22 protein-coding genes and 1 pseudogene are annotated in these 26,217 nt (G+C 73.9%); 11 read left to right on the top strand and 12 right to left on the bottom strand.

All coding sequences use genetic code 11. From position 1 onward, the window contains the following. Nucleotides 1-89: 89 nt before the first annotated feature. Nucleotides 90-815: a TetR family transcriptional regulator gene (locus ACSMX9_RS18715; protein WP_445403026.1), complete on the top strand. Its 726-nt coding sequence runs from the start codon at nt 90-92 to the stop codon at nt 813-815. Here ACSMX9_RS18715 and ACSMX9_RS18710 read toward each other — a convergent pair. Next, nucleotides 786-3,260, bottom strand: coding sequence for an MMPL family transporter (locus ACSMX9_RS18710; protein WP_445395357.1), 2,475 nt, complete (start codon nt 3,258-3,260; stop codon nt 786-788). The two genes, ACSMX9_RS18715 and ACSMX9_RS18710, sit on opposite strands and share 30 nt — an antisense overlap. 341 nt (nt 3,261-3,601) lie before the next feature. Here ACSMX9_RS18710 and ACSMX9_RS18705 point away from each other — a divergent pair, with 341 nt between their 5' ends. Both ACSMX9_RS18705 and ACSMX9_RS18700 read left to right on the top strand, forming a co-directional pair. Continuing rightward, nucleotides 3,602-4,267, top strand: a complete 666-nt coding sequence (locus ACSMX9_RS18705) for a response regulator transcription factor (protein ID WP_445403025.1) — start codon at nt 3,602-3,604, stop codon at nt 4,265-4,267. A gap of 11 nt (nt 4,268-4,278) precedes the next feature. After that, the gene (locus tag ACSMX9_RS18700) at nt 4,279-5,727 is read left to right on the top strand and encodes a sensor histidine kinase (protein ID WP_445395355.1); all 1,449 of its coding nucleotides are present in this window, start codon (nt 4,279-4,281) and stop codon (nt 5,725-5,727) included. Here the strand turns inward: ACSMX9_RS18700 and ACSMX9_RS18695 are convergent. The 3 genes from ACSMX9_RS18695 to ACSMX9_RS18685 all read right to left on the bottom strand — a co-directional run bounded on the left by ACSMX9_RS18695 (nt 5,724) and on the right by ACSMX9_RS18685 (nt 8,046). Further along, nucleotides 5,724-6,140 (bottom strand): ATP-binding protein, encoded by a 417-nt coding sequence (locus tag ACSMX9_RS18695; RefSeq protein ID WP_445395353.1) that lies wholly within the window; start codon nt 6,138-6,140, stop codon nt 5,724-5,726. The genes ACSMX9_RS18700 and ACSMX9_RS18695 overlap by 4 nt on opposite strands. 199 nt (nt 6,141-6,339) lie before the next feature. Beyond that, the gene (locus tag ACSMX9_RS18690) at nt 6,340-7,632 is read right to left on the bottom strand and encodes a metallophosphoesterase (RefSeq protein ID WP_445395351.1); all 1,293 of its coding nucleotides are present in this window, start codon (nt 7,630-7,632) and stop codon (nt 6,340-6,342) included. Between the two features lie 171 nt (nt 7,633-7,803). Then, nucleotides 7,804-8,046 carry an SCO4848 family membrane protein gene (locus tag ACSMX9_RS18685; protein ID WP_351248991.1) on the bottom strand — a complete coding sequence of 81 codons (243 nt, stop codon included), beginning with the start codon at nt 8,044-8,046 and terminating at the stop codon, nt 7,804-7,806. Here ACSMX9_RS18685 and ACSMX9_RS18680 point away from each other — a divergent pair. After that, nucleotides 7,985-9,478: a D-alanyl-D-alanine carboxypeptidase gene (locus ACSMX9_RS18680; RefSeq protein ID WP_445395349.1), complete on the top strand. Its 1,494-nt coding sequence runs from the start codon at nt 7,985-7,987 to the stop codon at nt 9,476-9,478. The two genes, ACSMX9_RS18685 and ACSMX9_RS18680, sit on opposite strands and share 62 nt — an antisense overlap. A 36-nt stretch (nt 9,479-9,514) precedes the next feature. Here the strand turns inward: ACSMX9_RS18680 and ACSMX9_RS18675 are convergent, their stop codons facing one another. Next, entirely contained in the window at nt 9,515-10,414 is a 900-nt protein-coding gene (locus tag ACSMX9_RS18675) for a YihY/virulence factor BrkB family protein (protein ID WP_445395347.1), read from the bottom strand. A gap of 687 nt (nt 10,415-11,101) precedes the next feature. After that, a pseudogene (locus ACSMX9_RS18670) lies at nt 11,102-11,590 on the bottom strand (phosphatase PAP2 family protein); the annotation flags it as partial. Nucleotides 11,591-12,145: 555 nt separating this feature from the next. Between ACSMX9_RS18670 and ACSMX9_RS18665 the strand changes: the two are divergent. Further along, complete coding sequence (locus tag ACSMX9_RS18665; RefSeq protein ID WP_445395345.1) at nt 12,146-12,898, top strand: SDR family NAD(P)-dependent oxidoreductase; 753 nt, start codon at nt 12,146-12,148, stop codon at nt 12,896-12,898. A 3-nt stretch (nt 12,899-12,901) separates the two neighbouring features. On the opposite strand, the gene ACSMX9_RS18660 is transcribed toward ACSMX9_RS18665, so the two are convergent. From ACSMX9_RS18660 to glyA, 3 genes are all read right to left on the bottom strand, one after another. Further along, nucleotides 12,902-13,480, bottom strand: a complete 579-nt coding sequence (locus ACSMX9_RS18660; protein WP_445395343.1) for a 2'-5' RNA ligase family protein — start codon at nt 13,478-13,480, stop codon at nt 12,902-12,904. A 104-nt stretch (nt 13,481-13,584) separates the two neighbouring features. Further along, nucleotides 13,585-14,598 carry a tryptophan--tRNA ligase gene (gene trpS / locus ACSMX9_RS18655; RefSeq protein ID WP_366116095.1) on the bottom strand — a complete coding sequence of 338 codons (1,014 nt, stop codon included), beginning with the start codon at nt 14,596-14,598 and terminating at the stop codon, nt 13,585-13,587. 185 nt (nt 14,599-14,783) lie between these two features. Beyond that, nucleotides 14,784-16,058, bottom strand: a complete 1,275-nt coding sequence (gene glyA / locus ACSMX9_RS18650; protein WP_445403024.1) for a serine hydroxymethyltransferase — start codon at nt 16,056-16,058, stop codon at nt 14,784-14,786. Between the two features lie 283 nt (nt 16,059-16,341). Here glyA and rocD point away from each other — a divergent pair, with 283 nt between their 5' ends. After that, nucleotides 16,342-17,577: an ornithine--oxo-acid transaminase gene (rocD, locus tag ACSMX9_RS18645; RefSeq protein ID WP_445395341.1), complete on the top strand. Its 1,236-nt coding sequence runs from the start codon at nt 16,342-16,344 to the stop codon at nt 17,575-17,577. Between the two features lie 8 nt (nt 17,578-17,585). Here the strand turns inward: rocD and pdxR are convergent, their stop codons facing one another. After that, on the bottom strand, nt 17,586-19,013 hold the full coding sequence (gene pdxR / locus ACSMX9_RS18640) for a MocR-like pyridoxine biosynthesis transcription factor PdxR (protein ID WP_445395339.1): 1,428 nt from the start codon (nt 19,011-19,013) through the stop codon (nt 17,586-17,588). Nucleotides 19,014-19,123: 110 nt separating this feature from the next. On the opposite strand from pdxR, the gene ACSMX9_RS18635 reads away from it, so the two are divergent. Together ACSMX9_RS18635 and hutI are read left to right on the top strand one after the other, a co-directional pair. Next, on the top strand, nt 19,124-19,654 hold the full coding sequence (locus ACSMX9_RS18635) for a carboxymuconolactone decarboxylase family protein (RefSeq protein ID WP_445395337.1): 531 nt from the start codon (nt 19,124-19,126) through the stop codon (nt 19,652-19,654). 171 nt (nt 19,655-19,825) lie between these two features. Further along, nucleotides 19,826-20,995 (top strand): imidazolonepropionase, encoded by a 1,170-nt coding sequence (hutI, locus tag ACSMX9_RS18630; protein ID WP_445395336.1) that lies wholly within the window; start codon nt 19,826-19,828, stop codon nt 20,993-20,995. 25 nt (nt 20,996-21,020) lie between these two features. On the opposite strand, the gene ACSMX9_RS18625 is transcribed toward hutI, so the two are convergent. Further along, nucleotides 21,021-21,974, bottom strand: a complete 954-nt coding sequence (locus ACSMX9_RS18625) for an RNA polymerase sigma factor SigF (RefSeq protein ID WP_445395335.1) — start codon at nt 21,972-21,974, stop codon at nt 21,021-21,023. A gap of 275 nt (nt 21,975-22,249) precedes the next feature. Here ACSMX9_RS18625 and ACSMX9_RS18620 point away from each other — a divergent pair, with 275 nt between their 5' ends. Beyond that, nucleotides 22,250-22,615 carry an STAS domain-containing protein gene (locus ACSMX9_RS18620; RefSeq protein ID WP_445395333.1) on the top strand — a complete coding sequence of 122 codons (366 nt, stop codon included), beginning with the start codon at nt 22,250-22,252 and terminating at the stop codon, nt 22,613-22,615. 283 nt (nt 22,616-22,898) lie between these two features. Next, entirely contained in the window at nt 22,899-23,453 is a 555-nt protein-coding gene (locus tag ACSMX9_RS18615; RefSeq protein WP_445395332.1) for an ATP-binding protein, read from the top strand. 83 nt (nt 23,454-23,536) lie between these two features. Here the strand turns inward: ACSMX9_RS18615 and ACSMX9_RS18610 are convergent, their stop codons facing one another. Then, complete coding sequence (locus ACSMX9_RS18610) at nt 23,537-25,024, bottom strand: peptide MFS transporter (RefSeq protein WP_445395330.1); 1,488 nt, start codon at nt 25,022-25,024, stop codon at nt 23,537-23,539. 498 nt (nt 25,025-25,522) lie between these two features. On the opposite strand from ACSMX9_RS18610, the gene ACSMX9_RS18605 reads away from it, so the two are divergent. Continuing rightward, nucleotides 25,523-26,200, top strand: a complete 678-nt coding sequence (locus ACSMX9_RS18605) for a response regulator transcription factor (protein WP_351249676.1) — start codon at nt 25,523-25,525, stop codon at nt 26,198-26,200. Nucleotides 26,201-26,217: the final 17 nt, after the last annotated feature.

The following is a 26,217-nucleotide window of genomic DNA, read 5'->3' as shown; positions in this document are numbered from 1 at the left end:
CGAAGCAGCCGCCCGCCGCGCCCGGGAACGGGGGCGGGGGCGGCGGCCGGGGCGCGGAGCGCTCCGCGAAGAGCGAGCAGACCCGCGCGCTGATCCTGGAGACCGCGCTCCGCCTGTTCAAGGAGCGCGGCTACGACCGGACGACCATGCGGGCCATCGCCCAGGAGGCCGGGGTCTCCGTGGGCAACGCCTACTACTACTTCGACGGCAAGGAACACCTGATCCAGGGGGTGTACGACCGGATCTCCGCCGAGCACGGGGCGGCGGTCCGGCCGGTGCTGGAGCGGGAGACGGAGCTGGAAGCCCGGCTGACCGGGGTGCTCACCACCTGGGTGGACATCGCGGAGCCCTACCATGCGTTCGCGGCGCAGTTCTTCAAGAACGCGGCCGATCCGCAGAGTCCGCTCAGCCCGTTCTCCCCCGAGTCGCGGGCGGCCCGGGAGGCCGCGATCGACACCCACCGGGAGGTGCTCGCCGGGGCGAAGGTCAAGGTCCCGGAGGAACTGGCGGACATCCTGCCGGAGTTGCTGTGGACGGCCCAGATGGGGCTGGTGCTGTACTGGGTGTTCGACCGCTCCGAGGGGCACCGCCGCAGCCGGCGGCTCGCCGAGCGGGGCGCCCGACTCGTCGCCCGCGGCGTCTCCTTGTCCCGGTTCCGGCTGCTGCGGCCCCTGGTGCGCGAGGTCCACGACCTGTTCGTCGACTTCCGGCCCGACGGACCGGACGGACACGACGGCTCCGACCCCGCCGCCCCCCGCCCCGCCGGAGGACCCCGCGCACCCGCCTCAGACCCCGGCCCCGGCTCCGTCGGCTGACCACTCCTCCCACTCGACGTCGTGGACGAGCGGGCCGCCGCGCACGGTCACCCGGGCGGTCCGTTCCCCGCCCCGGGCGGTCCGCACGACGAGCAGGTAGGTACCGGGTGCCGGTGCGGCCAGCCGGTACGAGCCGTCCGCGCGGGAGGTCGTCCGGTCCACTCCTTCGCCGTCGACGGAGCGCAGGGCGAGTACCGCGCCGGCCACCGGTCCGCCCTCGGTGGTGCGGACGAACCCGTGCACCGCCGCCGAACCGTCCTCCGTCCCCTCTGTCCCCTTCGTCACCTCCGGGCCGGCCGGGACCGACCCGGTCGTCGCGGGGTCGGGGGCCTCCAGGGCCAGGTGCGGCAGCCGGCGGTCCAGCCAGCCGGGCAGCCACCAGTTGACCCGTCCCAACAGGTGCATCAGCGCCGGGACCAGGGCCGTGCGCAGCACGAACGCGTCCACCGCGACGGCGAAGGCGAGCCCCGCGCCGGCGACCACCGCCTCCATGTCGCCGCTCAGCACGAACGCCAGGAAGACGAAGATCATGATGAGTGCGGCGGAGTTGATGACCCTGCTGGTCTCGGCGAGTCCGACCCGCACCGCCCGGGCGTTGTCGCCGGTGCGGGTCCACTCCTCGTGCATCCGGCTGACCAGGAACACCTGGTAGTCCATCGACAGGCCGAAGAGCAGGGAGAGCATGATCACCGGCAGGAAGGCCGAGATGGGGCCGGCCCGGTCCAGGCCGATCAGCTCCAGGCCCCAGCCCCACTGGAAGAAGGCCACCACCGCGCCGAACGAGGCCGCCGCGGCGACCAGGTTCATCAGGGCCGCGGTCAGTGGAACGGCCAGCGAACGGAACGCGATCAGCAGCAGCACGAAGCCGAGTCCGACGATCGCGGTGACGAAGTACGGCAGCCGTTCGCCGGTCTGCTGGGCGAAGTCCTTGAACACCGCGGTCACCCCGCCGACGTGGCCGTCGAGGCCCGCTTGGGGCAGGTGCCGCTCGCGCAGCCGGTCGATCAGCCGGTCGGTCTCCTCGGCCTGGGGCGGGGTGGTGGGCACGATCTGGATCGCGGACACCCCGTGCGCGGGCGGCATCGCGGCCACCCGGGCCACGCCCCGGTCCTCCTCCACCCGCACCACCAGCCGTCGCACCGCGTCGGGGTCGGCGTCCTCGGCGACGACGACGAGCGGGCCGTTGAAGCCGGGCCCGAAGCCGTCCGCGAGCAGGTCGTACGCCTGGCGGGTGGTCAGGTCCTCGGGGTGGTTGCCCTGGTCGGTGGCGCCGAGCCGGAGCGAGAGCAGCGGCAGCGACAGCACGGCGAGCACCGCGAGGGCCAGGGCCACCAGGGCCTTGGGCCGGCGTTCCACCACCGCCGACCAGCGCACCGCGAGCCCGCTGGGGGCCTCCTGCGCGGGACGGTCCGCGGGGCGGACGGCCTCCCGCTGACGGCGGCTGAGCACCCGGTGGCCCAGGAACCCGAGCAGCGCCGGCAGCAGGGTGACGGCGGCCAGCACGCTCAGCATCACGGTGAGGACGGTGGCGATGACGATGCCGTCCAGGAAACGCAGGTTCATCACCAGCATGCCCGCGAGGGCGATGCACACCGTGCCGCCGGCGAAGACCACCGCCCGCCCGGAGGTGTTGAGCGCGGCGACCAGCGAGGTCTCCGGGTCCTCGCCGCGCAGCAGCCCGCGCCGGTGCCGGACCACGATGAACAGGGCGTAGTCGATGCCGACGCCGAGGCCGACGAGCGAGCCGATCATCGGGGCCAGGTCGGGTATCGCGGTGCCGTGGCTGATCAGCATGGTCGCCAGCAGCCCGGTGCCGACGCCGAACACGGCGACGACGATCGGCAGCAGCATGGCGAACAGCGAGCCGAAGGCGAGGAAGAGCACGACCGCGGCGGCGGCGATGCCGACGAGTTCGGAGGTCCCGCCGTGCGGCTGTTGGATGCGGGCGATGGCCTGCCCGCCGACCTCCACCCGCAGCCCGTCACCGGCGGCGGCGCGCGCGGTGTCGACGACGTCCCGGGCGAGGTCGACCGGGACGGCGTTCGCCTGCTCGGTGAAGAAGACCTCGGCGAAGGCGGTCCGGCCGTCCTCGCTGACCCGGGCGGCGGCGCCCGGGTCAGCCCCGTACGGGGAGCCGACCGCGCCGATGCCGTCCAGGCCCGCGATCTCCCGCAGCACCGGGGCGATGCGCTCGCGCACCTCCGGGTCGTGCACCGACCCCTCGGTGACCTGCCACACCACGGTGCCCGGGTCCCCCGCACCGCCCGGGCGGGCCTGTTCCATCAGGTCCCGGGCGTGGGCGGAGTCCGTGCCCGGGAGGGAGAAGTCGTTGGAGTAGTCCTTGCCGGTGGCGGCGCCGGCCGCCCCCACGGCGAACAACACCCCCACCCACAACACCAGTACCAGCAGCCTGTGCCGATGGCACCAGCGCGCCCATGCCGTCACGTCGTCGTTCTCCCTCGTCCCCGTCGTTGCGGTCGTCCGCCGCGCATGCGGTCGTCTACTCGTTCCCGCGCCCGTCCGTCCGGGCCGGGCCCAGCCTCGGACGGCGGACCGGGCGGCGGGAAGCTCCGGCGGCCGGTCCCCAGCGAACTCCCAGCGCTCCCAGCCGACTCCCAGGTTTCCCAGCGAACTCCCAGGTTCCGGACCCCGCACGAGCGGTGCGGGCGGCCGATACTGGGAGGGTGATCGAGCCGAGACGACAGCCCGCCGCGGACCGCCCGCCCGCCCCGGGCTCCGACGCCGGGGGCGCCCTGGTGGTGGACGAGGGGCTGCGGGGCGCCCGGGTGCTGGTCGTGGAGGACGAGCCGAGCATCGCCGACGTCCTCTCCATCGCCCTGCGCTTCCACGGCTTCGACGTGTCGACCGCCGCGACCCTGCGCCAGGCCCGGCACCTCGTCGAGCGGGTGCGCCCGGACGCCGCGCTGGTGGACGTGATGCTGCCGGACGGCGACGGGCGGACCCTCGGTCGCGAACTGCGCGGAGCCCTCCCGCAGACCGCGGTCGTCTTCCTCACCGCACGGGACGCCCCGGCCGAGATCGTGGGCGCGCTCGACGTCGGCGACGACTACATCACCAAGCCGTTCCACATCGACGAGGTCGTGGCCCGGATCGGCGCGGTGCTGCGCCGCACCCGCCCCGCCGACGTCCTGCCCCGCCACCCGCCCCTGCGCCACGGCGACCTGGAACTCGACGAGACCACGTACACCGTCCACCGGGCCGGCCGCAGCGCCCAGCTCACCCCGACCGAGTACGCCCTGTTGCGGTTCCTGGTCCGCAACGCGGGGCGGACCGTCTCCAAGGAGGAGTTGCTGCGGCACGTGTGGCGGTACGAGCACCCCGCCGACTCCTCCGTCGTGGAGACGTACATCAGCTACCTGCGCCGCAAGCTCGGCGAGTTGGGGCCGCCGCTGATCACCACCCGGCGCGGCATCGGCTACCGGTTGGCGTAGGGCCACCGCCGATGGAACCCCGTACCGTCCCGCGCCGTCGCCCACGGTCGCTGCGGGCCCGGCTGACCGTGGTGAACGTGGCCCTGCTCGCGCTCGGCATCGCCCTGGCCGTCGCGGCCAGCCTGATGGGACTGCGGCACTTCTTCCTGGACAGCATCGACCGGCAGTTGGCGACGACACGGGACTCCCTGCGGAGCTCCCAGATCACCCTGGAGCAGTTGGAGTCGCTGCGCGGACTGGGCATCGCCCTCGACGAGTTGTCGCCGCGCGACAGCGGGCTGCTGCCCCACTCCGACGTGCTGTTCGTCGCCCTGGGCCGGCCCGGAGAGGCGGTGCGGGTCGCCGGGTGGGAGCCGACCGGGCGGCAGCGGCTGCTGGCCTCGTCGATCAACGCTCCGCGGCGGCTGGTGGGCTCCGGGCGGTTGGTGGACGTGCGGCTGGCCGGCGAACCGCACCGGGCGACCGCGACCACCCTGGACGACGGGACCACGGTGCTGCTGGCCGCGTCGACGCAGATCGTGCACACCAACATCCACAAGGCCCTGAAGTTCGACCTGGCGCTCGGTGCCGTGCTGTTGACGCTGCTGGCCGTGGTCACCCTGGTGGGCGCCCGCCACCAGCTGCGCCCCCTGGAGGACATGGTCAGCACCGCGTCCGCGATCGCCGAGGGGGACCTGGCCCGACGGGTCCCCTCCAGCCGCCATCCGGCCACCGAGGTGGAACAGCTGCGAACGGCGCTGAACTCGATGCTGCACCAGGTGGAGTCGGCGTACCGGACCCGGGAGCGCAGCGCCGAGCAGTTGCGACGGTTCGTCGCCGACGCCTCGCACGAACTGCGCACCCCGCTGTCCGCGATCCACGGCTACCTCCAGCTCTTCGAGCGGTCCATGCTGACCGGCCCGGACGAACGGGACCGGGCCTGGTCCCGCATCACCTCCGAGGTGGAGCGGATGCACCGGCTGGTGGACGAACTGCTGGTGCTCGCCCGCCTGGACCAGCGCCCGGAGCTGCGGCTGCGCAACGTCGACCTGTGCGCACTGGTCCGGGACGCGGCGGCCGACCTGCGGGCGCAGCAGCCCGAACGGCCGGTGGCGGTACGGGCGGACGGGGTGCTGCTGGTGCACGCCGACGAGTCGGGGCTGCGGCAGGTACTGGGGAACCTGGTGTCCAACGTCCGGGCGCACACCCCGGCCGGGGCCCCGGTGGAGCTGTCGGTGGAGCGGGTCGACGGGGTGGTGACGGTGGTGGTGGCGGACCGGGGGCCGGGGCTCGCCGAACGGGACGCGGCCCGGGTCTTCGACCGGTTCTTCCGGGCGGGGGGCGGCGCGGGCAGCGGGCTGGGGTTGGCGATCGTCCGGGGCGTGGCGGAGGCCCACGGGGGCGGAGTCGCGGTGCGCGGCCGCTCCGGCGGCGGGCTGGCCGTCGAGGTGTCCCTGCCGGCGGAGCCGGTGCGGGACTAACCCCCGCCGTCCGGCTCGGGGGGAAGGGGCCGGGCGGGCACGAGTGCCCACACCGTGGTGGAGCGGCGGCCGGCGCGCCAGACGCCGGACACCTCGGCGAGGGCGTTCCGCAGTCGGTGTCCCGCGCTGTCGTCCGGCTCGGGGGCGGGCCCGCCGGGGGCGTCGAGGTCGGTGACCTCGACGAAGCAGGCGCCGTCGGCGAGGACGGTGACCGCGACCTCGAACTCCCGCTCCAGCAGGGGGCCGTGCCGGACGGCGTCGGTGACGAGTTCGGAGACCAGCAGGACGGTGTCGTCGAGGGTGCCGTCGCCCTCGGTCCGGCCCCAGGCGAGCAGGTGGTCCCGCACCCGGTGGCGGGCCAGGGCGACGGACGCGGGGTGCCGGGGTAGCCGAAACGCTTCTCTCCGTGCCATCGGTCCCCCGTCCCCCGGTCGCCACACCGGACACGGCCCCCTCAGGGGACCCACCGGTCCGACACATGATGCAGCGTGCGAAGGGGTCCCGGGGGCCCAACCGGGTCACGGACCGGTGCCGATCCGGCCACGCACTGTCCGTTCCGTCCCGCCTCCGTCCGGAAACGATCCCGGAACGGTTCCTTCCGGTCGGGCGGGGTCACGCCTGCCGGGAGGCGAGCTGCACCACGGTGATGTCCGACTCCGCGCCGACCCGCACCGGCGGCCCCCAGGCGCCGGCGCCGCGGGTGACGTAGAGCTGGGTGTCCCCGTACCGTTCCAGCCCGGCGAGGGTCGGGTTCTGGAGCCGGGCGAGGGAGTCCACGGGCCAGAGCTGGCCGCCGTGGGTGTGCCCGGAGAGCTGGAGGTCCACCCCGTGGCGCACCGCGTCGTGGATGACGACCGGCTGGTGGGCCAGCAGCACCGAGGCCCGCGCGGGGTCCCGGTCGCCCAGTGCGGCGGCGAAGTCGGGCCCCTGCCCCTCGCTCTCGCCCGCCGGGTCGTTGACCCCGGCGAGGTCGAAGGCGGGGAGTTCGGTGCGGGCGTTCTCCATCGGGTGCAGCCCCAGGTCGCGCACCTCGTCCACCCACTGCTGGGCGCCGGAGAAGTACTCGTGGTTGCCGGTGACGAAGAAGGTGCCGTGCCGGGCCTTCAGCCGGGCCAGCGGCGCGGCGGCCGGTCCGAGGTCGGCCACGTCGCCGTCGACCATGTCGCCCACGATGGCGATCAGGTCCGGCTGGGTGGAGTTGATCGTCCGCACCAACCGCTCGGCGAACGACCGGCCCAGGATCGGCCCGAGGTGGATGTCGCTGACCACCGCGATCCGGAAGCCGTGCGCCGAGCGCGGCAGCTTGGCCAGCGGCACGGTCACCCGTTTCACCGTGGGGCCGTTCAGCACGCCGTACGTCCCGGCCCCGACCGTCGCTGCGGCGGCGACCGCGGCCGTCCCGGCGACGGTCCGGGCCACGAACAGGCGCCGCGAGGGTCCCGCCGGGGCGGGGCCGGCCCCGACGGCGGCCGGTGCGCTGGTCGGTTCCGCCGGCGGCGCGACGGACGGGGCCGGCCGCTCGGCGGTCCCGGGGGCGGGGGGCGCCGGGGACGCGGTCCCGGGCGCGGCGGCCTCGACGCGGCGGTCCCGCCGTTCCAGGAAGCGGCGGAGCAGGGGGCGGACGGGTTCGCCCACCGCCAGGGCGAGCAGCAGGTACAGCATCAGGGCCGCCCACAGGAAGCCCGGCCAGGCCATGGCCCGCTCCAGCCAGAAGGGGGCTCCGGCCCGCCCGCCGACCATGGCGCCGACCATCAGCAGCGGACCCAGGACGAACACCGTGGTGCCGATCCGGCGGGCGGGCGTGCCCGGGCGGGTGGTGTCGCGGATCGTGCGACGCCACGCGTACCACTGGAGACCGGCGATCACCGACAGGGCGACCAGGCCGATCAGAACTGCGACGACCATCGGACCGCCCTCTCGCTGTGCTGTGCCGGAGGCATAACTGTCCGGGGGCGCCCGAGAGTTCCCGGGCCGGGCCGCGGCCCGGCGTGCCGGGGCGCGCCGAGATGGGGAACGGGAGCGGAGCACCCGCCGGGGTGCGCCGGCGGGCGGCTCAGCGCTCCGCGGTCGGGCGGGTCACACCTGGCGGCGCAGGGCGCGCAGACTGCGCAACCCGATCACTCCCACGACCGTCCCCAGAACAAAGGAGACGACCGCGAGCAGCAGGTGGACCCAGAAGTAACCGGTGGGATCACCCGCGTCGTCGAAGGCGAGCCCGCTGCCGTCCTTCCAAAGATTTCTGGCGAAAGTGACCCAAATGACCCAGCTCCACACCCCGAAGGCGAGCAGGAACCAGGAGACGGGGCGACTGAGCTTCATGGGCTCAGTATCGCGACCGCGCCGGCCCTCCTGCCGCGCGGGGGGTGCCGGGCCCGCTGCGGACGCCTCGCCCGCGGCGTCGACAGGAAGGGCCGGTACCTTCTCGTCCGTGTCCGCCTTCCTCTCCCCCACGAACCGGGTGACCGCGCTCCTGGTCACCTCCGCCCTGACCCTGTCCCTGTCCCTCGCGGCGCCCGCCGCGCACGCGGACGAGAAACCGAGGAACGAGAAGGAACAGCAGAAGGACGCCGAGGGCAAGAAGGACCGGAAGGAGATACCCGAGCCGCCGAGCCGGATGGCGACGGTCGGAGGGACGCGGCTCGGCCAGCCCGGTACCCAGGTGGACCTGGGCTCCGGTGCGCCCGTCCTGCCCATGAAGCTGTCGGCCCGGTCCTGGATCGTCGCGGACGCCGAGTCGGGCGACGTGCTCGCCGCGCACAACGCGCACTGGCCGCTGGCGCCGGCCAGCACCTTGAAGATGCTCTTCGCGGACGCCCTGATGCCCAAGTTCCCCAAGACCCTCAGCCACCGGGTCGAGCCCTCGGACCTGGCGGGCATCGGCCCCGGGTCCAGCCTGGTCGGGATCAAGGAGGAGCAGACGTACACCGTGCACGACCTGTGGCGCGGGGTCTTCCTGAAGTCGGGCAACGACGCGGTGCGGGTGCTGGCCGCGATGAACGGCGGGCTGCCCCGCACGGTCGCCGACATGCAGGCGCACGCCGAGGAGCTCCAGGCGCTGGACACCAAGGTCGTCTCGCCGGACGGGTACGACGCGCCGGGGCAGGTGTCCTCCGCGTACGACCTCACGCTGATCGCCCGGTCCGGGCTCCAGAAGAAGGACTTCCGCGAGTACAGCGCCACGCTGCGGGCGCAGTTCCCCGGCGAGGCCCCGAAGCCGAAGAAGGGCGGGAAGCCGAAGGAGCGCCCCACCTTCGAGATCCAGAACACCAACCGGCTGCTCGGCGGAGCCCCCGGGCTCAAGCCCTACCGGGGCATCGCGGGGGTCAAGAACGGCAACACCACCCGGGCCGGCACCACCTTCACCGGGGTCGCCGAGCGGGACGGGAAGGTGCTGCTGGTCACCGTCATGAACCCCTCCTCCGACGAGCCCCACGCGGTCTACCAGGAGACCGCCCGACTGCTCGACTGGGGCTTCGCCTCGCACGGCAAGGTCAAGCCGGTGGGCCGGCTGGTCCCGCCCCGGAGCGTGGACACCGCCCGTGGCGAGCAGGGCCCGGACTCCCCCGCCCGGTCCGGGGCGGGGGGTTCGGCGGGGGCCGCGGCCCAGCAGGGCGACGGCCGGAAGGTCGCCGCGGAGCAACCCTCCGGCGGCATGGGCACGGCGCTGGCCGTCATCGGCGGCGTGCTGGTCGTGCTCGCCGCGGGCGTCTTCCTGATCAACCGCCGCTGGCCGGCCCGGGGTCGCCGCTGAGCCGCACGGACGGTCCCGGGGCGCCGGGCGGGGGGCTCACCGCCCGGCGCCCCCGTCCGCCGCCCCGGCCGTGCCGGGGTCCGGCGCCGGTGCCCGCCGGACCGCCGTCCACGCCGCGCAGTACAGCAGCAGCTTCGCCGTGAAGTTGATCCACAGCAGCAGGGCCACCGGCACCCCGAACGCCCCGTACATGCTGCGGGCCGCGACGTCCCTGATGTAGCTGCCGATCAGGAGCTTCAGCAGTTCGAAGCCGGCCGCGCCGAGGAGTCCCGCGACGACCAGGTCGCGGCGCGCGGGCCGCACCCCCGGCAGCAGGCTCAGCACGTACAGCAGGACGAGGAAGTCGGCGAGCACCGCCACCGTGAAGGCGAGGACCTGGAGCAGCACGCCGCCCGCCCCGGACCCGTCGACGCCCAGCAGCCGCGCGCCCCGGCCGACGGCGTGGGAGGCGAGGGTGGAGGCGAGCAGCGAGGCCAGGCCGGCGCCGCCGAGCCCGCCGAGGACCACCGCGTCCTTCGCCTTGCGCAGCACCGGGTTGTCGTCCAGGTCGGGCAGTTCCCAGACCGCGCGCAGGCAGTCGCGCATGGAGCCCACCCAGCCGATGCCGGTGAACAGCAGCAGCAGTCCGGCGATCAGCCCCACGGTGCCGGCGTTGGCCACCAGGCCGGAGATGTCGAGCTGGCCGGCGATGCCCGGCACCTGGTCGGCCAGTTCCTGCTCCAGCTTGCGCTGTCCGGCGCTGTCCAGGGTGGCGGCGGCGATCGCCGCCGCCACCGTGATCAGCGGGAACAGGGCCAGGAAGCTGAGGAAGGTCATGGCGGCGGCGAGCCTGGTCCAGGCCACCCGGTCCAGGCGCTCGTAGGCCCGCCAGGCGTGGGTGGCCATGAACCGTCGCACGTACGGTCCGATCCACGGCAATCCCGTCAGCCACTCCATCTGCTGCCCTCCCCGCCCTCCCGCACGTTCACCGTGCTCCGTCCACGCACCGCATCAGGTACCCCTCGGTACGACCGCGGCACGGCTACCGTGCTGCTGCCCACCTGACGCGCCGCCATGGGCACCCGGTCGGACGAACCGGTGCGAGGGCTCCGGCCCGGGTCGCGCTCAGCGCATCCGCGCCATGCAGGCACCGGTCACCGGGCCGGCGACCGGGCCGAGCAGCGCCCCCAGCACGGGGCCCAGCACCGCACCGGCCAGCAGGCGGGGTGCGGAGCGCCGGGCCGGACGGCGGCGGCGCGGCACCGCGCCCGCGGCCCCGGCCCTCGGCACGGGGCGGCCCGCCGGGTCCGCGGTGCGCACCCGGACCCCGCTCGTCCGCACCGTGGAGGCGGCCGGCGCGCTCGGGCCGACGTGCGGCGTCGCCGCGGGGGCGGTCCGCACGGAGGCTCCGGGGACGCGGGCGGCCGTCACCGTCTGCACCGCCCGGGTGACCTCCCGGGCCGTCGTCAGCAGGCGGGCGGCCCGGGACAGCTTCCGTGCGGTCTCCGTCAACCGGACCGCGCGGGGGACCACCGCGGCGGACGTCGTCGACGGGCCCCGCAGCGCGGCGCCGCGGGCCGGGTCGGTGAGCCGGGTGGACGTCAGGGCCTCCGACAGCGGGGCGACGGACTCCAGGGCGCGGCACATCCACGGGGCGCCCAGCTTCGCGGTGGCCGCGCCCAGCGCGGCGCCCGCCACCACGTCCGTGGGGTAGTGCACCCCGACCACCATCCGCGACACGCACATGACCGCCGCCAGCGGCGGCAGCACCCGGGCGCCGGTGGGGGAGAAGGCGCCGAAGGCAACGGCCGCGGCGGCCGCGGCCGTTGCGTGGGAGCTGGGGAAGGAGTGCCTCCCGGAGGTCCGCACCAGCGGCGCCTCCTCCCCGGGCCGCGGCCTGCGCACCACGAGCTTGATCCCCATGCTCACCGCGTGGGCCGCGAACGTCACCGTCGTCCCCCGCAGCCACGCCCCCTTCCGCTCCTTGTCCACCGCGGCTCCCACCAGCCCGGCGGCGAGCCACAACGCGCCGTGCTCGCCGCTCCAGGACAACAACCGCGCGGCCGTCAACACTGGCGGGAACTGCCCGCAGTCACGCAGTGCCGACAACAACCGCTGATCCAACTCTTGCACAGGGTCCCCAGCTTTGTTCCTACATCTGACGCCCCTACGCAACAGGCAAAGCCAGCGGCCCTACCGGAGGACACTCCCCCAGTCGCCCATTCCAGTGAGATGCACTCGAAAGATGCGCAAAACCCCCATTAAGCACCGGTACGGTCCCATTCGTGCCCGGCTATTCTCCGCCACTCCCCCGCACCCCCGACCCCCCGCGCGCCCCGTCCCGTCCCCGTGAAGCGGACCGACCCGATCACCCCGCGCACCACGGACGCACCCTCACAACCGTCCGCTAGCCTCGCCTTTGCCCCGATTTTCCCCTTGATCATCCCCGTGCGCCCTGAGTCTTCCCCGCTTCACGGTCCGTCACACCTCGCACTTTCCCACCGTCCCGGAACCCCCTCTCCGGGGCCGGGGCCCCGGCACGGACCGAATCCAGCCGACCCGCAAGCCCGTTCGACCGTTTCCGATCGCCGGCGCGCACTCCTCGGCCGCCGTCCCGACCCCGCCGGCCCGCCGACCACCGCCCGGCCCGCCACCAGCCCGCCCCTGCCGCATCGGAGTGTGTTTCCCGTGAAGGACGCCCCCGGCCTCCCCCAGTCCCTGCTCATCCTCGGCGGCACCTCCGAGATCGCCCTCGCCACCGCCCGGCGCCTGGTGACCCGCCGCGCCCACACGGTGTGGCTGGCCGGCCGGCCCTCAACCGCCCTGGAGTCCGCCGCCGAGCACCTGCGTCACCTGGGCGCCGACACCCGCACCGTCGCCTTCGACGCACTGGACCCCGCCGGTCACGAAACGGCGCTCGGGAAGGTCTTCGCGGAGGGCGCCGTGGACATGGTGCTGCTCGCCTTCGCCCTCCCCGGCGACCAGGCACGGGACGAGAGCGACCCGGTGGCCGCCGCGACCGTCGCCGCCACCAACTACACCGGCGCCGTCTCCGCCGGCCTGGTCTGCGCCCGGGGACTCCAGGACCAGGGCCACGGGTCCCTGGTGGTGCTCTCCTCCGTCGCCGCCGAACGGGCCCGCCGCACCGACTTCATCTACGGCTCCAGCAAGGCCGGCCTCGACAGCTTCACCCAGGGCCTCGGCGACGCCCTGCACGGCACCGGCGTGCACGTCATGCTGGTCCGCCCCGGCCCGCTGCGCGACCGCCGGGGCGGTGCACCGGGACGCTTGCCCAGCACCACCCCGGAGGCCGTCGCGACCGCGGTCGAGGCCGGGCTCCGGCGGGGTGCCGAGTCGGTGTGGGTGCCGGGCGTGCTGCGCGTGCTGATGTCGGCGCTACGGCACCTGCCGCGCGCCGCGTTCCGCCGGCTCGGACTCTGAGACTCAGCGGGTCGGCAGCGAACCCCGCGCCTCGGGGGCGGGCGCCTGCGGGGGCACCGTCGACCCGCCGAAGGCGAAGGCCCGCAGCTTGCGCCACTTCTCGTCCGGGCCCTGCTCGTAGAGGGCGAAGTCGGTGACCGACCACTGCGCCTCGTACCCGGAGAGCTCCGCGTGGGCCCGGTCCATGGCCTCCTCGGCGATGCCGTGGGCGACGGTGACGTGCGGGTGGTAGGGGAACTGGAGCTCCCGCGCCAGGGGCCCGGAGGCGTCCCGCACCCGCTCCTGGAGTCCGGCGCAGCCGGCGGCGCCCTCCACGACCTGGACGAAGACCACCGGGGAGAGCGGCCGGAAGGTGCCCGTCCCCGAGAGCCGCATCGGGAAGGGGCGGGCCCCGGCGGCCACCCCCACCAGGTGCTCCTCGATCGCAGGCAGCGCCCCCGCGTCGACCTCGGTCGGCGGGAGCAGCGTCACATGGGTGGGAATGCAGTGCGCCACGGGATCCCCGAAACCCGCGCGCCGCTCCTGGAGCAGGCTGCCGTGGGGCTCCGGGACCGCGATCGCCACACCGATCGTTACGGTCACGTCAGTCTCCCGTCGTCGTGGCTGGGCAAGGGTGGTCACGGTTCGCGTTCGGGCACCGGAACGGGTGCGTCCCGGTCCGGTGGCGTCGCCACCGGACCGTACCGTCAGTGCTTGGCGGGGAGGAAACCCACCTTGTCGTACGCCTGGGCCAGGGTCTCCGCCGCCACGGCGCGCGCCTTCTCGGCACCCTTGGCGAGGATCGAGTCCAGCGTCTCGGGGTCGTCGAGGTACTGCTGGGTGCGCTCCCGGAACGGGGTGACGAAGTCGACCACGACCTCGGCGAGGTCGGTCTTCAGCGCACCGTACCCCTTGCCCTCGTACCGCTGCTCCAGTTCGGCCACGCCCACACCGGTGAGGGTCGCGTAGACGGTGAGGAGGTTGCTCACCCCGGGCTTGGCCGCGGTGTCGTAGCGGACCACCGTGTCCGTGTCGGTGACCGCGCTGCGGACCTTCTTGGCGGTGGCCTTGGGGTCGTCCAGCAGGTTGATGAGGCCCTTCGGCGTCGACGCCGACTTGCTCATCTTGATCGCCGGGTCCTGGAGGTCGTAGATCTTGGCGGTGTCCTTGAGGATGTACGGCGAGGGCACCGTGAAGGTGGGGCCGTACCGTCCGTTGAACCGCTCGGCAAGATCACGTGTCAGCTCGATGTGCTGGCGCTGGTCCTCGCCGACCGGAACTTCGTGCGCCTGGTACAGCAGGATGTCCGCGACCTGGAGCACCGGGTAGGTGAAGAGTCCCACGCTGGCGCGGTCGGCGCCCTGCTTGGCCGACTTGTCCTTGAACTGGGTCATCCGGGACGCCTCGCCGAAGCCGGTGAGGCAGTTCATGATCCAGGCGAGCTGGGTGTGCTCCGGCACGTGGCTCTGCACGAAGAGGGTGCAGCGCTCGGGGTCCAGCCCCGCGGCGAGCAACTGGGCGGCGGCCAGCCGGGTGTGGGCGCGCAGGTCCTTCGGGTCCTGCGGGATCGTGATCGCGTGCAGGTCGACGACCATGTAGAAGGCGTCGTGGGACTCCTGGAGCGCCACCCACTGGCGCACCGCGCCGAGGTAGTTGCCGAGGTGGAACGAGCCCGCCGTGGGCTGGATTCCCGAGAGCACGCGAGGACGATCTGAGGCCATGGTCCTCATTCTCTCAGGTGTCCGGCACCCCGTGGGAACCGATCCGGGAGACCTTCGCCATGCGGTCCCCCGTTCCCTGGGGGACCGAAGGACCGGGATGCCGCGGAGCGGGAACCGGTCGTCGCCCGTGAGACGAAGAACACAGTGCGGGGCGCGCCGGGCGGCGCGCCCCGCACCGCTTCCGCTCAGTCCCCCGTGGGCAGCCCGGGGGCCGGGTGCGCGGCCATCAGGTCCGCCACCTCGGTCCGGATGCGGGCGAGGACGTCCTCGTCCCCGGTGCGGGCCGCGGCGACCGCCCGGTCGATCCAGGCGGCGACCGCCGGCATGTGCTCGGGGGTGAGGCCGCGGGAGGTCAGCGAGGGGGTGCCGATGCGGATGCCGGAGGGGTCGAACGGCTTGCGGGGGTCGTAGGGCACGGTGTTGTAGTTGACGACGATGCCGGCCCGGTCGAGGGCCTGGGCGGCGACCTTGCCCGGCACCTCCTTGGCGGTGAGGTCGACGAGGATCAGATGGTTGTCGGTGCCGCCGGAGACCAGGTCGTGGCCGTGCGCCGACAGGGCGGCGGCCAGCGCCCGGGCGTTGGCGACGACGGCGTGGGCGTAGGCGCGGAAGGCGGGTTGGGCGGCCTCGTGGAGGGCGACCGCGATGGCGGCGGTGGTGTGGTTGTGCGGGCCTCCCTGGAGGCCGGGGAAGACCGCCTTGTCCAGGGCCCTGGCGTGCTCCGCACGGGACATCAGCATCGCGCCGCGGGGGCCGCGCAGGGTCTTGTGGGTGGTGGTGGAGATGACGTCCGCGTGCGGGGCGGGCGAGGGGTGGGCGCCGCCCGCGATCAGCCCGGCGATGTGGGCGACGTCGGCGACGAGCAGGGCGCCGCTCTCCTCGGCGATCTCCGCGAAGGCGGCGAAGTCGATGGTGCGGGGCAGTGCGGTGCCCCCGCAGAAGATCAGCTTCGGCCGCTCCTTGAGCGCGAGGTCACGGACCTGGTCGAAGTCGATGAGGCCGGTGTCCCGGCGGACCCCGTACTGGATCCCCCTGAACCAGCTGCCGGTGGCCGAGACGCCCCAGCCGTGGGTGAGGTGGCCGCCCATCGGCAGGGCCATGCCCATGACGGGGTCGCCGGGCCGGGCGAAGGCCAGGTACACGGCGAGGTTGGCGGGCGAGCCGGAGTAGGGCTGGACGTTGGCGTGGTCGACGCCGAAGAGGGCCGTGGCCCGGTCCCGGGCCAGACGCTCGACCTGGTCCATGACCTGCTGGCCCTCGTAGTAGCGACGGCCGGGGTAGCCCTCGCTGTACTTGTTCTGGAGCACGGTCCCGGAGGCTTCCAGGACGGCGGTGGAGACGTAGTTCTCGCTGGGGATCAGCCGCAGGGTGTCGGCCTGGAGCCGCTCCTCGGCGGCGACGAGCGCGGCGAGTTCCGGGTCGGTGGCGGCGAGGGCGGGGTGGGGCAGCGGAAGGGGCATGGCGTCGGCCTCCGGGGCGAACGGTCGGTTCCGGTCGTGGTCCCGGGGTGCCCAGGCGGGCGACACCTCGTGCGGCGGGGCGCGGCCCCGACCGGGCACGGCTCCCCCAGGGTCGGTTCCCTGCGCGCCAGTCGCCGTGCCTGCGGCCAGCCTAGCGGGTGGCCCCCGCGTGTCGGCGGAGGAGGTTTCGCGGCCCGCGATCCGAGTGACGATAGAAGGACATCCGGTCGATCGACGAGAGCAGCACGGCGGGAGGGGGCGTCACCCCGCCCACCCCCGGAGGATGAACGGAGAACCCGTGTCCAGCACCGAGAACCCGACGGCAGAGTTCATCGCGGCGGCCGAGGCGCACAGCGCGCACAACTACCACCCCCTGCCGGTCGTGATCGCCACGGCCGAGGGCGCGTGGATGACGGACGTGGCGGGGCGCCGCTACCTCGACCTGCTCGCCGGCTACTCGGCGCTGAACTTCGGCCACGGCAACCGCCGGCTGATCGACGCGGCGAAGGCCCAGTTGGAGCGGGTGACGCTGACCTCGCGGGCGTTCCACCACGACGTGTTCGGACGGTTCTGCGCCGAGCTCGCGGCGCTGTGCGGCATGGAGACGGTGCTGCCGATGAACACGGGCGCGGAGGCCGTGGAGACGGCGGTGAAGACCGCCCGCAAGTGGGGGTACCGGGTCAAGGGGGTGCCCGACAACATGGCGAAGATCGTGGTGGCCGCGGACAACTTCCACGGCCGCACCACGACGATCGTGAGCTTCTCCACCGATCCGGAGGCCCGCGCCGACTTCGGTCCCTACACCCCCGGGTTCGAGATCGTCCCGTACGGGGACCCCACCGCGATGCGCAACGCGCTGACGGAGAACACGGTCGCGGTGCTCGTCGAGCCGATCCAGGGCGAGGCCGGGGTGCTGGTGCCGCCGGCCGGGTACCTGTCGACGGTGCGGGAGCTGACCCGAAAGCGGAACGTCCTGTTCATCGCCGACGAGATCCAGTCGGGCCTGGGCCGGACCGGGCGGACCTTCGCCTGCGAGCACGAGGGCGTGGTGCCGGACGTGTACGTGCTGGGCAAGGCGCTCGGCGGGGGCGTGCTGCCGGTGTCGGCGGTGGTGTCGAGCGCGGAGGTGCTCGGGGTGTTCCGGCCGGGCGAGCACGGGTCCACCTTCGGGGGCAACCCGCTGGCCTGCGCGGTGGCGCTGGAGGTCATCGCGATGCTGCGCACCGGCGAGCACCAGCAGCGCGCCGCGGAGCTGGGCGAGCACCTGCACCGGGAGTTGGCGGCGCTGGCCGCCGGGGCGGGCAGCGGGGTGCAGCGGGTCAGGGGGCGGGGGCTGTGGGCGGGAGTGGACATCGACCCGGCCCGGGGCACCGGACGGCAGATCTCCGAACGGCTGCTGGCCGAGGGGGTGCTGGTCAAGGACACGCACGGCTCGACCATTCGGATCGCCCCGCCCCTGGTGATCGCCGAGGAGGACCTCGACTGGGGGCTGGAACGGCTGCGGAGGGTCGTGGGGTAGGGGCGCTCTCAGGGCAGCGCCCGGCACAGCGCTTCCAGCGTTCCCGGCCAGGCGCTGTCCGAGGGGACGCCGTAGCCGATGACCAACCCGTCCGGGGGGTCGTCGAGCACGGCGTCCGGGTGGCGCAGGGGGCCGAGCCCGGACAGGGCGAGCCCCTGCCGGGCGGCGGCCCGCAGGACGGACCCCTCGGTGCCCGGCGGGAGTTCGAGCACGGCGTGCAGCCCGGCCGCGATCCCGACCACCCGGACCTCGGGAGCCCGTTCGGCGACGGCGGCGACGAGTTGGTCCCGGCGCCGCCGGTAGCGCAACCGCATCGCCCGGACGTGCCGGTCGTAGGCGCCCGAGGTGAGGAACTCGGCGAGGGTGAGCTGGTCCAGCACCCCGCACGCCCAACCGGCGCCCTTCTCCCGGGCGACCTCCGGGGCCAGCCGTCCGGGGACGGCCATCCAGCCCAGGCGCAGTCCGGGGGCGAGCGACTTGCTGGCCGTGCCGAGGTACACGACCCGATCGGGATCGAGGTCCTGGAGGGCCCCGACCTGCTGACGGTCGTAGCGGAACTCCCCGTCGTAGTCGTCCTCCAGGATCAGCCCGTCGGTGCGCCGCGCCCAGGTGACCGCCGCGGCGCGGCCCTCGGGCCGCAGCGGGAGGCCGCGGGGGAACTGGTGCGCCGGGGTGAGCAGCACCGCCCCCGGGGCGAGGCGGTCCAGGGCGGTGGCGTCCGGGCCGCCGGGTCCCCAGGGCAGCACCGCGGTGCGCAGCCCCCGGTCGGTCAGCAGGGCGCGGTGCACGTCGAGCCCGTACGGTTCGACGGCCACCTCCCGTACGCCCCGGCGGGCCAGCAGCCGCCCCAGCACCAGCAGGGCCTGGGCGAAGCCGGCGGTGACGAAGAGGTGTTCGGGACGGGTGCGCACCCCGCGGGCGCGGGCCAGGTACTCGGCGAGGGCGTACCGCAGTTCGGGGCGGCCCCGCGGGTCGCCGTAGTCGAAGGCGTCGTGCGGGGCCCGGGCGAGGGCGCGGCGGGCGGCGCGCAGCCACTCGGCGCGGGGGAAGGCGGACAGGTCGGGGGTGCCGGGTTTGAGGGAGAACGGCGGCGGGCCGGGGGTGCGCGGGCTCGGGACGGAGCGGCCCGGCGGCACCACGGAGCGGTCGGCGACCCGGGTGCCGGAGCCCTGCCGGGCGGTGAGCCAGCCCTCGGCGACCAGGTCGGCGTACGCCTCGGCGACGGTGTTGCGGGCGATGCCCAGGTCGACGGCGAGGCCCCGGGAGGAGGGCAGTCGGGTGCCGGGGGCGAGGCGCCCGGTGCGGACGGCCTCCCGGAGGGCGTTCACCAGGCCCTTGCGCAGGCCGCCGGGGCCGGTGAGGGCGAGGTGCAGGTCGATGCCGAGGACCGCGGTGCCGGCCGCGGTGCCGCGCGTCCTGTCGCCGCCCGTGCCCATGCCCCGCCCTCCCCGCCGTGCCGGCCGTCCCCGTGGCACCCGATTGGCCCGAGATCCCGCGTGCTCAATGGACCCTACTCCCGGGCTACTTCTTCCCTAGGGTCGTCCTCATGACGACGACGGAGAACCGCCGACCCTCACCCTCCCCCACCGGGGCGAGCAGCCCCTACGCGCCCGAGGAGCCCTCGCGGTTCGCCTGGGCCGAACACGCCCCGGAGAGCTTCAGGGCCCTGCTGAAGCTGTCCGCGGTGTCCGAGCAGGGCCCGCTCGACCCGGCCCTGACGGAGTTGGTGAAGGTGCGCGCCTCCCAGCTCAACCAGTGCGCGCTCTGCCTCGACATGCACTCCAAGGACGCGCTCGCGGCCGGGGAGACCGTGGAGCGGCTGATCCAGCTCAGCGCCTGGCGCGAGTCGCGCCACTTCTACACGGAGCGGGAACTCGCCGCGCTGGAGCTGACGGAGGCGATGACGAACCTACAGGACGGCTTCGTGCCGGACGAGGTGTTCGCCGGGGTGGCGGCCCGCTTCGACGAGGCCGAACTGGCCCAGTTGATCACCGCGATCGCCGTGATCAACACCTGGAACAGGATCAGCGTCACCGTCCGCAGGCCGGCCGGCCACTACCGGCCCGGCACGCACTGAGGACCGGTCCGCCCGCGGTGCGGGCGGCGGGCGTGCGAGTCTGGTGGGGCGCCCGCGGATCCGGGCGCGCCCCGGTCCTCCCGCCCGGTCCCGGCGACCGCCCCGGCGGGGCCGGACCGGCAGCGGGGCCCGCACCGAGGGCCCCGGACCCCGAGGACACCGGAGGAACGCGTGCGCACCACCCTGATCACCGGCATCGGCTCCCTGGTCACCAATGACCCCGGGACGGGGGACGGGTCCCCGCTGGGCACCGTCCGGGACGCAGCGGTGCTGATCGAGGGCGAGCGGATCGCCTGGGTGGGTCCGGCGGGTCGGGCACCGGCCGCCGACGAGGCGGTCGACGCGGGGGGCCGGGCCGTGTTGCCCGGGTTCGTGGACTCGCACGCGCACCTGGTGTTCGCCGGGGACCGCACCGCGGAGTTCAGCGCCCGGATGTCGGGGCGCCCGTACGCGGCGGGCGGCATCCGCACCACGGTCGCGGCGACCCGGGCGGCCACCGACGCGGAGCTGGAGGCGAACCTGCTGCGCTACCTGGGCGAGGCGCTGCGCCAGGGGACGACGACCTTCGAGACCAAGTCGGGGTACGGGTTGACCGTCGCGGACGAGGAGCGGGCGCTGCGGATCGCGGCCCGGCACACCGACGAGGTCACCTATCTGGGGGCGCACGTGGTGGCGCCCGAGTACGCGGACGACCCGGCCGGATACGTGGCGCTGGTGACCGGTCCGATGTTGGACGCCTGCGCGCCGCACGCCCGTTGGGTGGACGTGTTCTGCGAGGCGGGCGCCTTCGACGGGGACCAGGCGCGGGCGGTGCTGCGGGCGGGCGCGGCCCGCGGCCTGGTGCCCCGGGTGCACGCCAACCAGCTCTCCCACGGGCCCGGGGTGCAGCTCGCGGTGGAGTCGGGGGCGGCCAGCGCGGACCACTGCACGCATCTGACGGACGCCGACGTGGCCGCCCTCGCGGACGGGGACACGGTGGCGACCCTGCTGCCGGGGGCGGAGTTCTCCACCCGTGCGCCGTGGCCCGACGCCCGTCGGCTGCTGGACGCGGGCGCGACGGTCGCGCTGTCCACCGACTGCAACCCCGGTTCGTCGTTCACCACGTCGATGCCGTTCTGCATCACCCTCGCCGTCCGGGACATGGGCATGACGCCGGACGAGGCGGTGTGGTCGGCGACCGCGGGGGGTGCGCGGGCGCTGCGGCGCGAGGACGTGGGGCGGATCGTGCCGGGGGCGTACGCCGACCTCGCGCTGCTCGACGCCCCCAGTCACGTCCATCTGGCGTACCGACCGGGGGTGCCGCTGGTCAGCCGGGTGTGGCGGCGCGGGGCGCGGGTCTGACCCGCGCCCCGCCCGCCGGGTGGGACTACTGCTCGGCGGTGAGCCCTCGGCGCAGTCTGCCGAGCGTCCGGGAGAGCAGTCGGGACACGTGCATCTGGGAGATGCCGAGTTCCTCGCCGATCTCGGACTGGGTCATGTTCGCCACGAACCGCAGCGAGAGGATCCTCCGGTCGCGCGGGGAGAGCCCGGCGATCAGCGGCTTCAGGGATTCGACGTACTCGATGCCTTCGAGCCCGTGGTCCTCGTAGCCGATGCGGTCGGCGAGCGCGCCCTCCGAGTCGTCGTCCTCCGGCTGGGCGTCCAGGGAGCTGGCGGTGTACGCGTTCGCCGCGGTCATGCCCTCGACGACCTCGTCCCGGGACAGTCCCAGGTGCTCGGCCAGTTCGGCGACGGTCGGCGCGCGGTCGAGGCGCTGCGCGAGCTCGTCACCGGCCTTGGCCAGGTCGATGCGGAGTTCCTGGAGTCTGCGGGGGACCCGCACCGACCAACTGGTGTCGCGGAAGAAGCGCTTGATCTCCCCGATGATCGTCGGCATGGCGAAGGTGGGGAACTCCACCCCGCGGGTCAGCTCGAAGCGGTCGATCGCCTTGATCAGGCCGATCGTGCCGACCTGGATGATGTCCTCCATCGGCTCGCTGCGGGTGCGGAACCGGGAGGCCGCGAACTTCACCAGGGCGAGGTTCAGCTCGACCAGGGTGTTGCGGACGTAGGCGTGCTCGTGGGTGCCCTCTTCCAGGGTCGTCAGCCGGGCGAACAGCACCTTGGACAGGGCTCGGGCGTCGGCCGGGGCGACCTCGTCGAACGGAGGGATCTCCGGGAGGTCGGCCAGGCTCGCGGGTCGCGCGTCGGCGGGCGGGTCGGCGTCCGCGAGGGGGCCGGAGGTGCGGGGTGCGGGGTCGTCGAGTGCTGCGGGACGGGATGTCGACGTCGCTTCGAGGGTCCGCGATACGTCGAGCCGGGGTGACATGTCGTCCTCCATCGTGTCCAGGCAAATGAGGCTGCTGGTGCCGTGCGGTACTGCGGTCTGCGGGCGCCTCCGAGCCGGTCGTGTCGAGTGCGGTCCCTCCTACCCCTACCCGCTTGGTTGAATCCCTGGCAAATTCGCCAGTGCACCATATGCCCTTTTTGTTGGGGTTGTTCGAGTACCCCTGCGCCCGCGGACCGCGTAGGGTTCCAGGAGCGTCACCCCTCAGACAGACCCCCATCCCCGAGGGCCCGCCCGCAGCCGCGGACGGCCCGAAAGTGAGAAACGGCATGGACCGCGGGACGGTCGGCAGCACCCACCGAGAACGCCTCCGGGTGGACGTGCGCCAGCACGGGACGAGTGCCGTCGTGACCCCGGCGGGTGAACTCGACCACCACACCGCCGAGCTGCTCCAGGAACCTCTAGACGCCTTCCTCGACCAAGGCACCGCTCGCCTCGTGATCGACTGCTCCCGGCTGGAGTTCTGCGACTCGACGGGGCTGAACGTCCTGCTCGGGGCGCGCCTGCGGGCCGAGGCCGTGGGCGGCGCGGTGCATCTGACCGGGATGCTCCCGGTGGTGGCACGGGTGTTCGAGATCACCGGCGCCGACGCGGTGTTCACGGTCCACGACACCCTGGACGAGGCCCTCGACTGACAGCGCGTCACCCCCGGGCGCGGCGGGTCGGCGGGCCGGAGCGCGATGTGCTCTTCACCTCACCGTCACGAATTTGCCCGAGTCACCTGCGCCGCGGGCCATGTCGCGGGGAGAATTGAGTGTTCCCACGGATGCGCCGGGCAGAAGACCCTTCGGTCCGGCACGACGGAGGGCGGGACGGCGGCAGCACCGGCGACCCCGCTCGGCACGTCCGTCCCGTGGTGACGAGGAAATCGAACATGTTGCAACTGGTCAACCGGTGAATCGGTGAGGTGAACCGCTGATGAGCACCACCCGGCCCCGCCCGCCGGGCGACCGCGGCCCCGAGCCGCGGGACGCCGGCGCCGCCGGGCCCGGGGCCGCCCCGGCCCCGCCGTCCGGCACCGCCCCCGGCAGCGGCGCGACCGCCGCGCCGCCCGACGCCGGGCAACCGCCCGCGCGGCGGATCGTGCTGCGCGACGCGCCCGGGGTCGTTCCGCTCGCCCGGGACTTCGCCCGGCAGGCCCTGTACGACTGGGGTTGGCTGCCAGCCGCCGGCGCCGACCGCCGGGCCGCCGCCGAGGACGTGCTGCTGGTGGTCTCGGAGCTGGTCACCAACGCGTGCCTGCACGCCGAGGGGCCCGAGGAGATGACGATCGGCCACGCCGGCAAGGCGTTGCGCGTCGAGGTCACCGACCGGGGCGCCGGCTCGCCCGCCCCCCGTACCCCGCACCGTGCCGGACGCCCCGGCGGCCACGGCATGTTCATCGTCCAACGCCTCTGCCTGGACTGGGGCGTGGTCCGGGTGCCCGGCGTCTCCGGCAAGACCGTGTGGGCGGAACTGGCCGCCCCCGCCTGAGGGTCCGCGCCCCGAACGCCGGGGCGCGCCGGATCGGAACACCTGGTTCCGGACCCGACGCGCCCCCCGGGAGAGCAGCGGAGCTACCGCACGCCGCCCAGCAGGGTCTTGACCTGCCTGCGGTACAGGAAGAAGCCGATGCCGGCGAGGATCGCGAGCATCGCCTCCAGGGCGACCACCCCGGACTTGTTGAGGTCGACCCCGGCGATGGACAGCAGGCCGGTGGTGCAGTCGCCCGCGGTGACCGCCAGGAACCAGACGCCCATCATCTGGGAGCCGTACTTCTCCGGCGCCATCTTCGTGGTCACCGACAGGCCCACCGGCGACAGGCACAGCTCGCCCAGGGTCTGCGCGAAGTAGATCGCGACCATCCACCACACCGCGACCTTCGTCCCGTCGCCCGACATCGTCAGCGGGATCAGGAAGACCAGGAACGAGGCGCCGATCAGCAGCAGCGCGGACGAGAACTTGACGACCGTGCTCGGCTCCTGGCCCCGCCGGTTCAGCGCGAGCCACAGCCACGCGAGGACCGGGGCCAGCGCCATCACCAGCACCGGGTTGATCGACTGGAACCAGGACACCGGGAAGTCGAAGCCGAGGACCACCGTGTTGGTGGACTCGCTCGCGAACAGCGCCAGCGTCGAGCCGCCCTGGTCGTAGATCATCCAGAACACCGCGGCGGCGGCGAAGAACCAGATGAAGCCGGTCATCCGGGACTGCTCGGCGTCGCTGAGGTCCTTGTCCCGCTTGATCCGGGTCAGCACCAGGATCGGGATGACCAGACCGGCGAGGGTGATCGGGACCAGCGCCCAGTTCAGGGTGTACAGGCCGGCGCCGCCGACGACGCCGTAGAACACCACCGCGACGGCGAGGAAGGTCAGGCCCTTGCGCAGCGTGGAGCGGCGCTCGACGGCGCTCAGCGGGGTCGGCACCACGCTGGAGCGCTCGCTCAGGTGACGGGTGCCCAGCAGGAACTGGACCAGGCCCAGCGCCATGCCCAGCGCGGCGAGCGCGAAGCCCAGGTGCCAGTTGACGCTCTCGCCCAGGGTGCCGATGATCAGCGGCGCGGCGAAGGCACCGAGGTTGATGCCCATGTAGAAGATGGTGAAGCCGCCGTCACGACGCGGGTCGTCCGGACCCGCGTACAGGTGGCCGACCATCGTCGAGATGTTGGCCTTCAGCAGCCCGGAGCCGACCGCCACCAGCGCGAGGCCCGCGAAGAACGGGGCCTGTCCGGGCAGGGCCAGGGTGAGGTGCCCGGCCATGATCACCGAGGCGGCGACGGCGACGGTCTTGCGGGGACCCCAGACGCGGTCGCCGAACCAGCCGCCGGGCATGGCGAGGAGGTACACCATCGCCAGGTAGATCGAGTAGATCGCGGTGGCCGTGGTCGCACTGAGGTGCAGACCGCCGGGCGCGACCAGGTAGAGCGGGAGCAGGGCCCTCATGCCGTAGAAGCTGAAGCGCTCCCACATCTCGGTCATGAACAGGGTGGCCAGGCCGCGGGGGTGGCCGAAGAAGGTCTTCTCGCCGGAGAGTCCGGGCGAGTCCTTCGTCAGGCTGGACGCCATGGGTCGATCCTCGTTGTTCGGGACGCGCGGCGTGGTGCGTGAGCGCGCCCGGTGGGGGGTCGGCCGGCACCGGCGTCGCACCGCCCGCCCTTACGCCCGAGGGGGGACCCGTGCCGGCGCGGGGACGCACGGCGCCGGGGGGCGGCGGACACCGGGATCCACGCCCCGCGCACGTGTTGCGGCGGGGCCCGGCCACAGGTCATTCCTTTCGAGGCCGACGGTCGTCGACCCGCACGACGAAGGACCCCGGGCGCGCCGGAGCGGCCACGGGGTCCTCGTCAGTGCTACAGGCGTTCTCTCACCATACGACACGACATGCGGGAGATCGGAAGCCTATGCCCCGCCCTGAGAGATGGAACACAGGTCCGCCTACCCTGTCGACAGTGAATCAAAGGTCCGCGCCGCGATTCCCTCAGCGTGCCACGGGCGGGGAATCGCCGGGGCGCGGGCACCCCGATCGCCTCCCGGGGCGGGCCCCCGCCGGACTACCATCGGTCCATGACCCGTGTACTGCTCGCCGAGGACGACGCGTCCATCTCGGAGCCGCTGGCCCGCGCACTGCGCCGGGAGGGTTACGAGGTGGAGGTGCGCCAGGACGGCCCGACCGCGCTGGACGCCGGGCTGGAGGGCGGCGTGGACCTCGTCGTCCTGGACCTGGGGCTGCCCGGCATGGACGGGCTGGAGGTCGCCCGTCGGCTGCGGGCCGAGGGCCACACGGTGCCCATCCTGATCCTCACCGCCCGGGCCGACGAGGTCGACACGGTGGTCGGGCTCGACGCCGGTGCCGACGACTACGTCACCAAGCCGTTCCGCCTCGCCGAACTGCTCGCCCGGGTCCGGGCCCTGCTGCGGCGGGGCGCCGCCGAGCCCCAGCAGGCGCCCGCGACGCACGGGGTGCGGATCGACGTCGAGTCGCACCGGGCCTGGATGGGCGAGGAGGAACTCCAGCTCACCGCCAAGGAGTTCGACCTGCTGCGGGTCCTGGTCAGGGACGCGGGCCGGGTGGTCACCCGGGACCAGTTGATGCGGGAGGTCTGGGACACCACCTGGTGGTCGTCCACCAAGACGCTGGACATGCACATCTCCTGGCTGCGCAAGAAGCTCGGCGACGACGCGGCCAACCCCCGGTACATCGCCACGGTGCGCGGCGTCGGCTTCCGCTTCGAGAAGAGCTAGGGCCTCTCGCGGCTACG

The organism is Streptomyces sp. LE64 (genome assembly GCF_052606915.1).
Note: the sequence above shows the minus strand (reverse complement) of the source record. Positions and strands in the feature narration are given on the sequence as shown.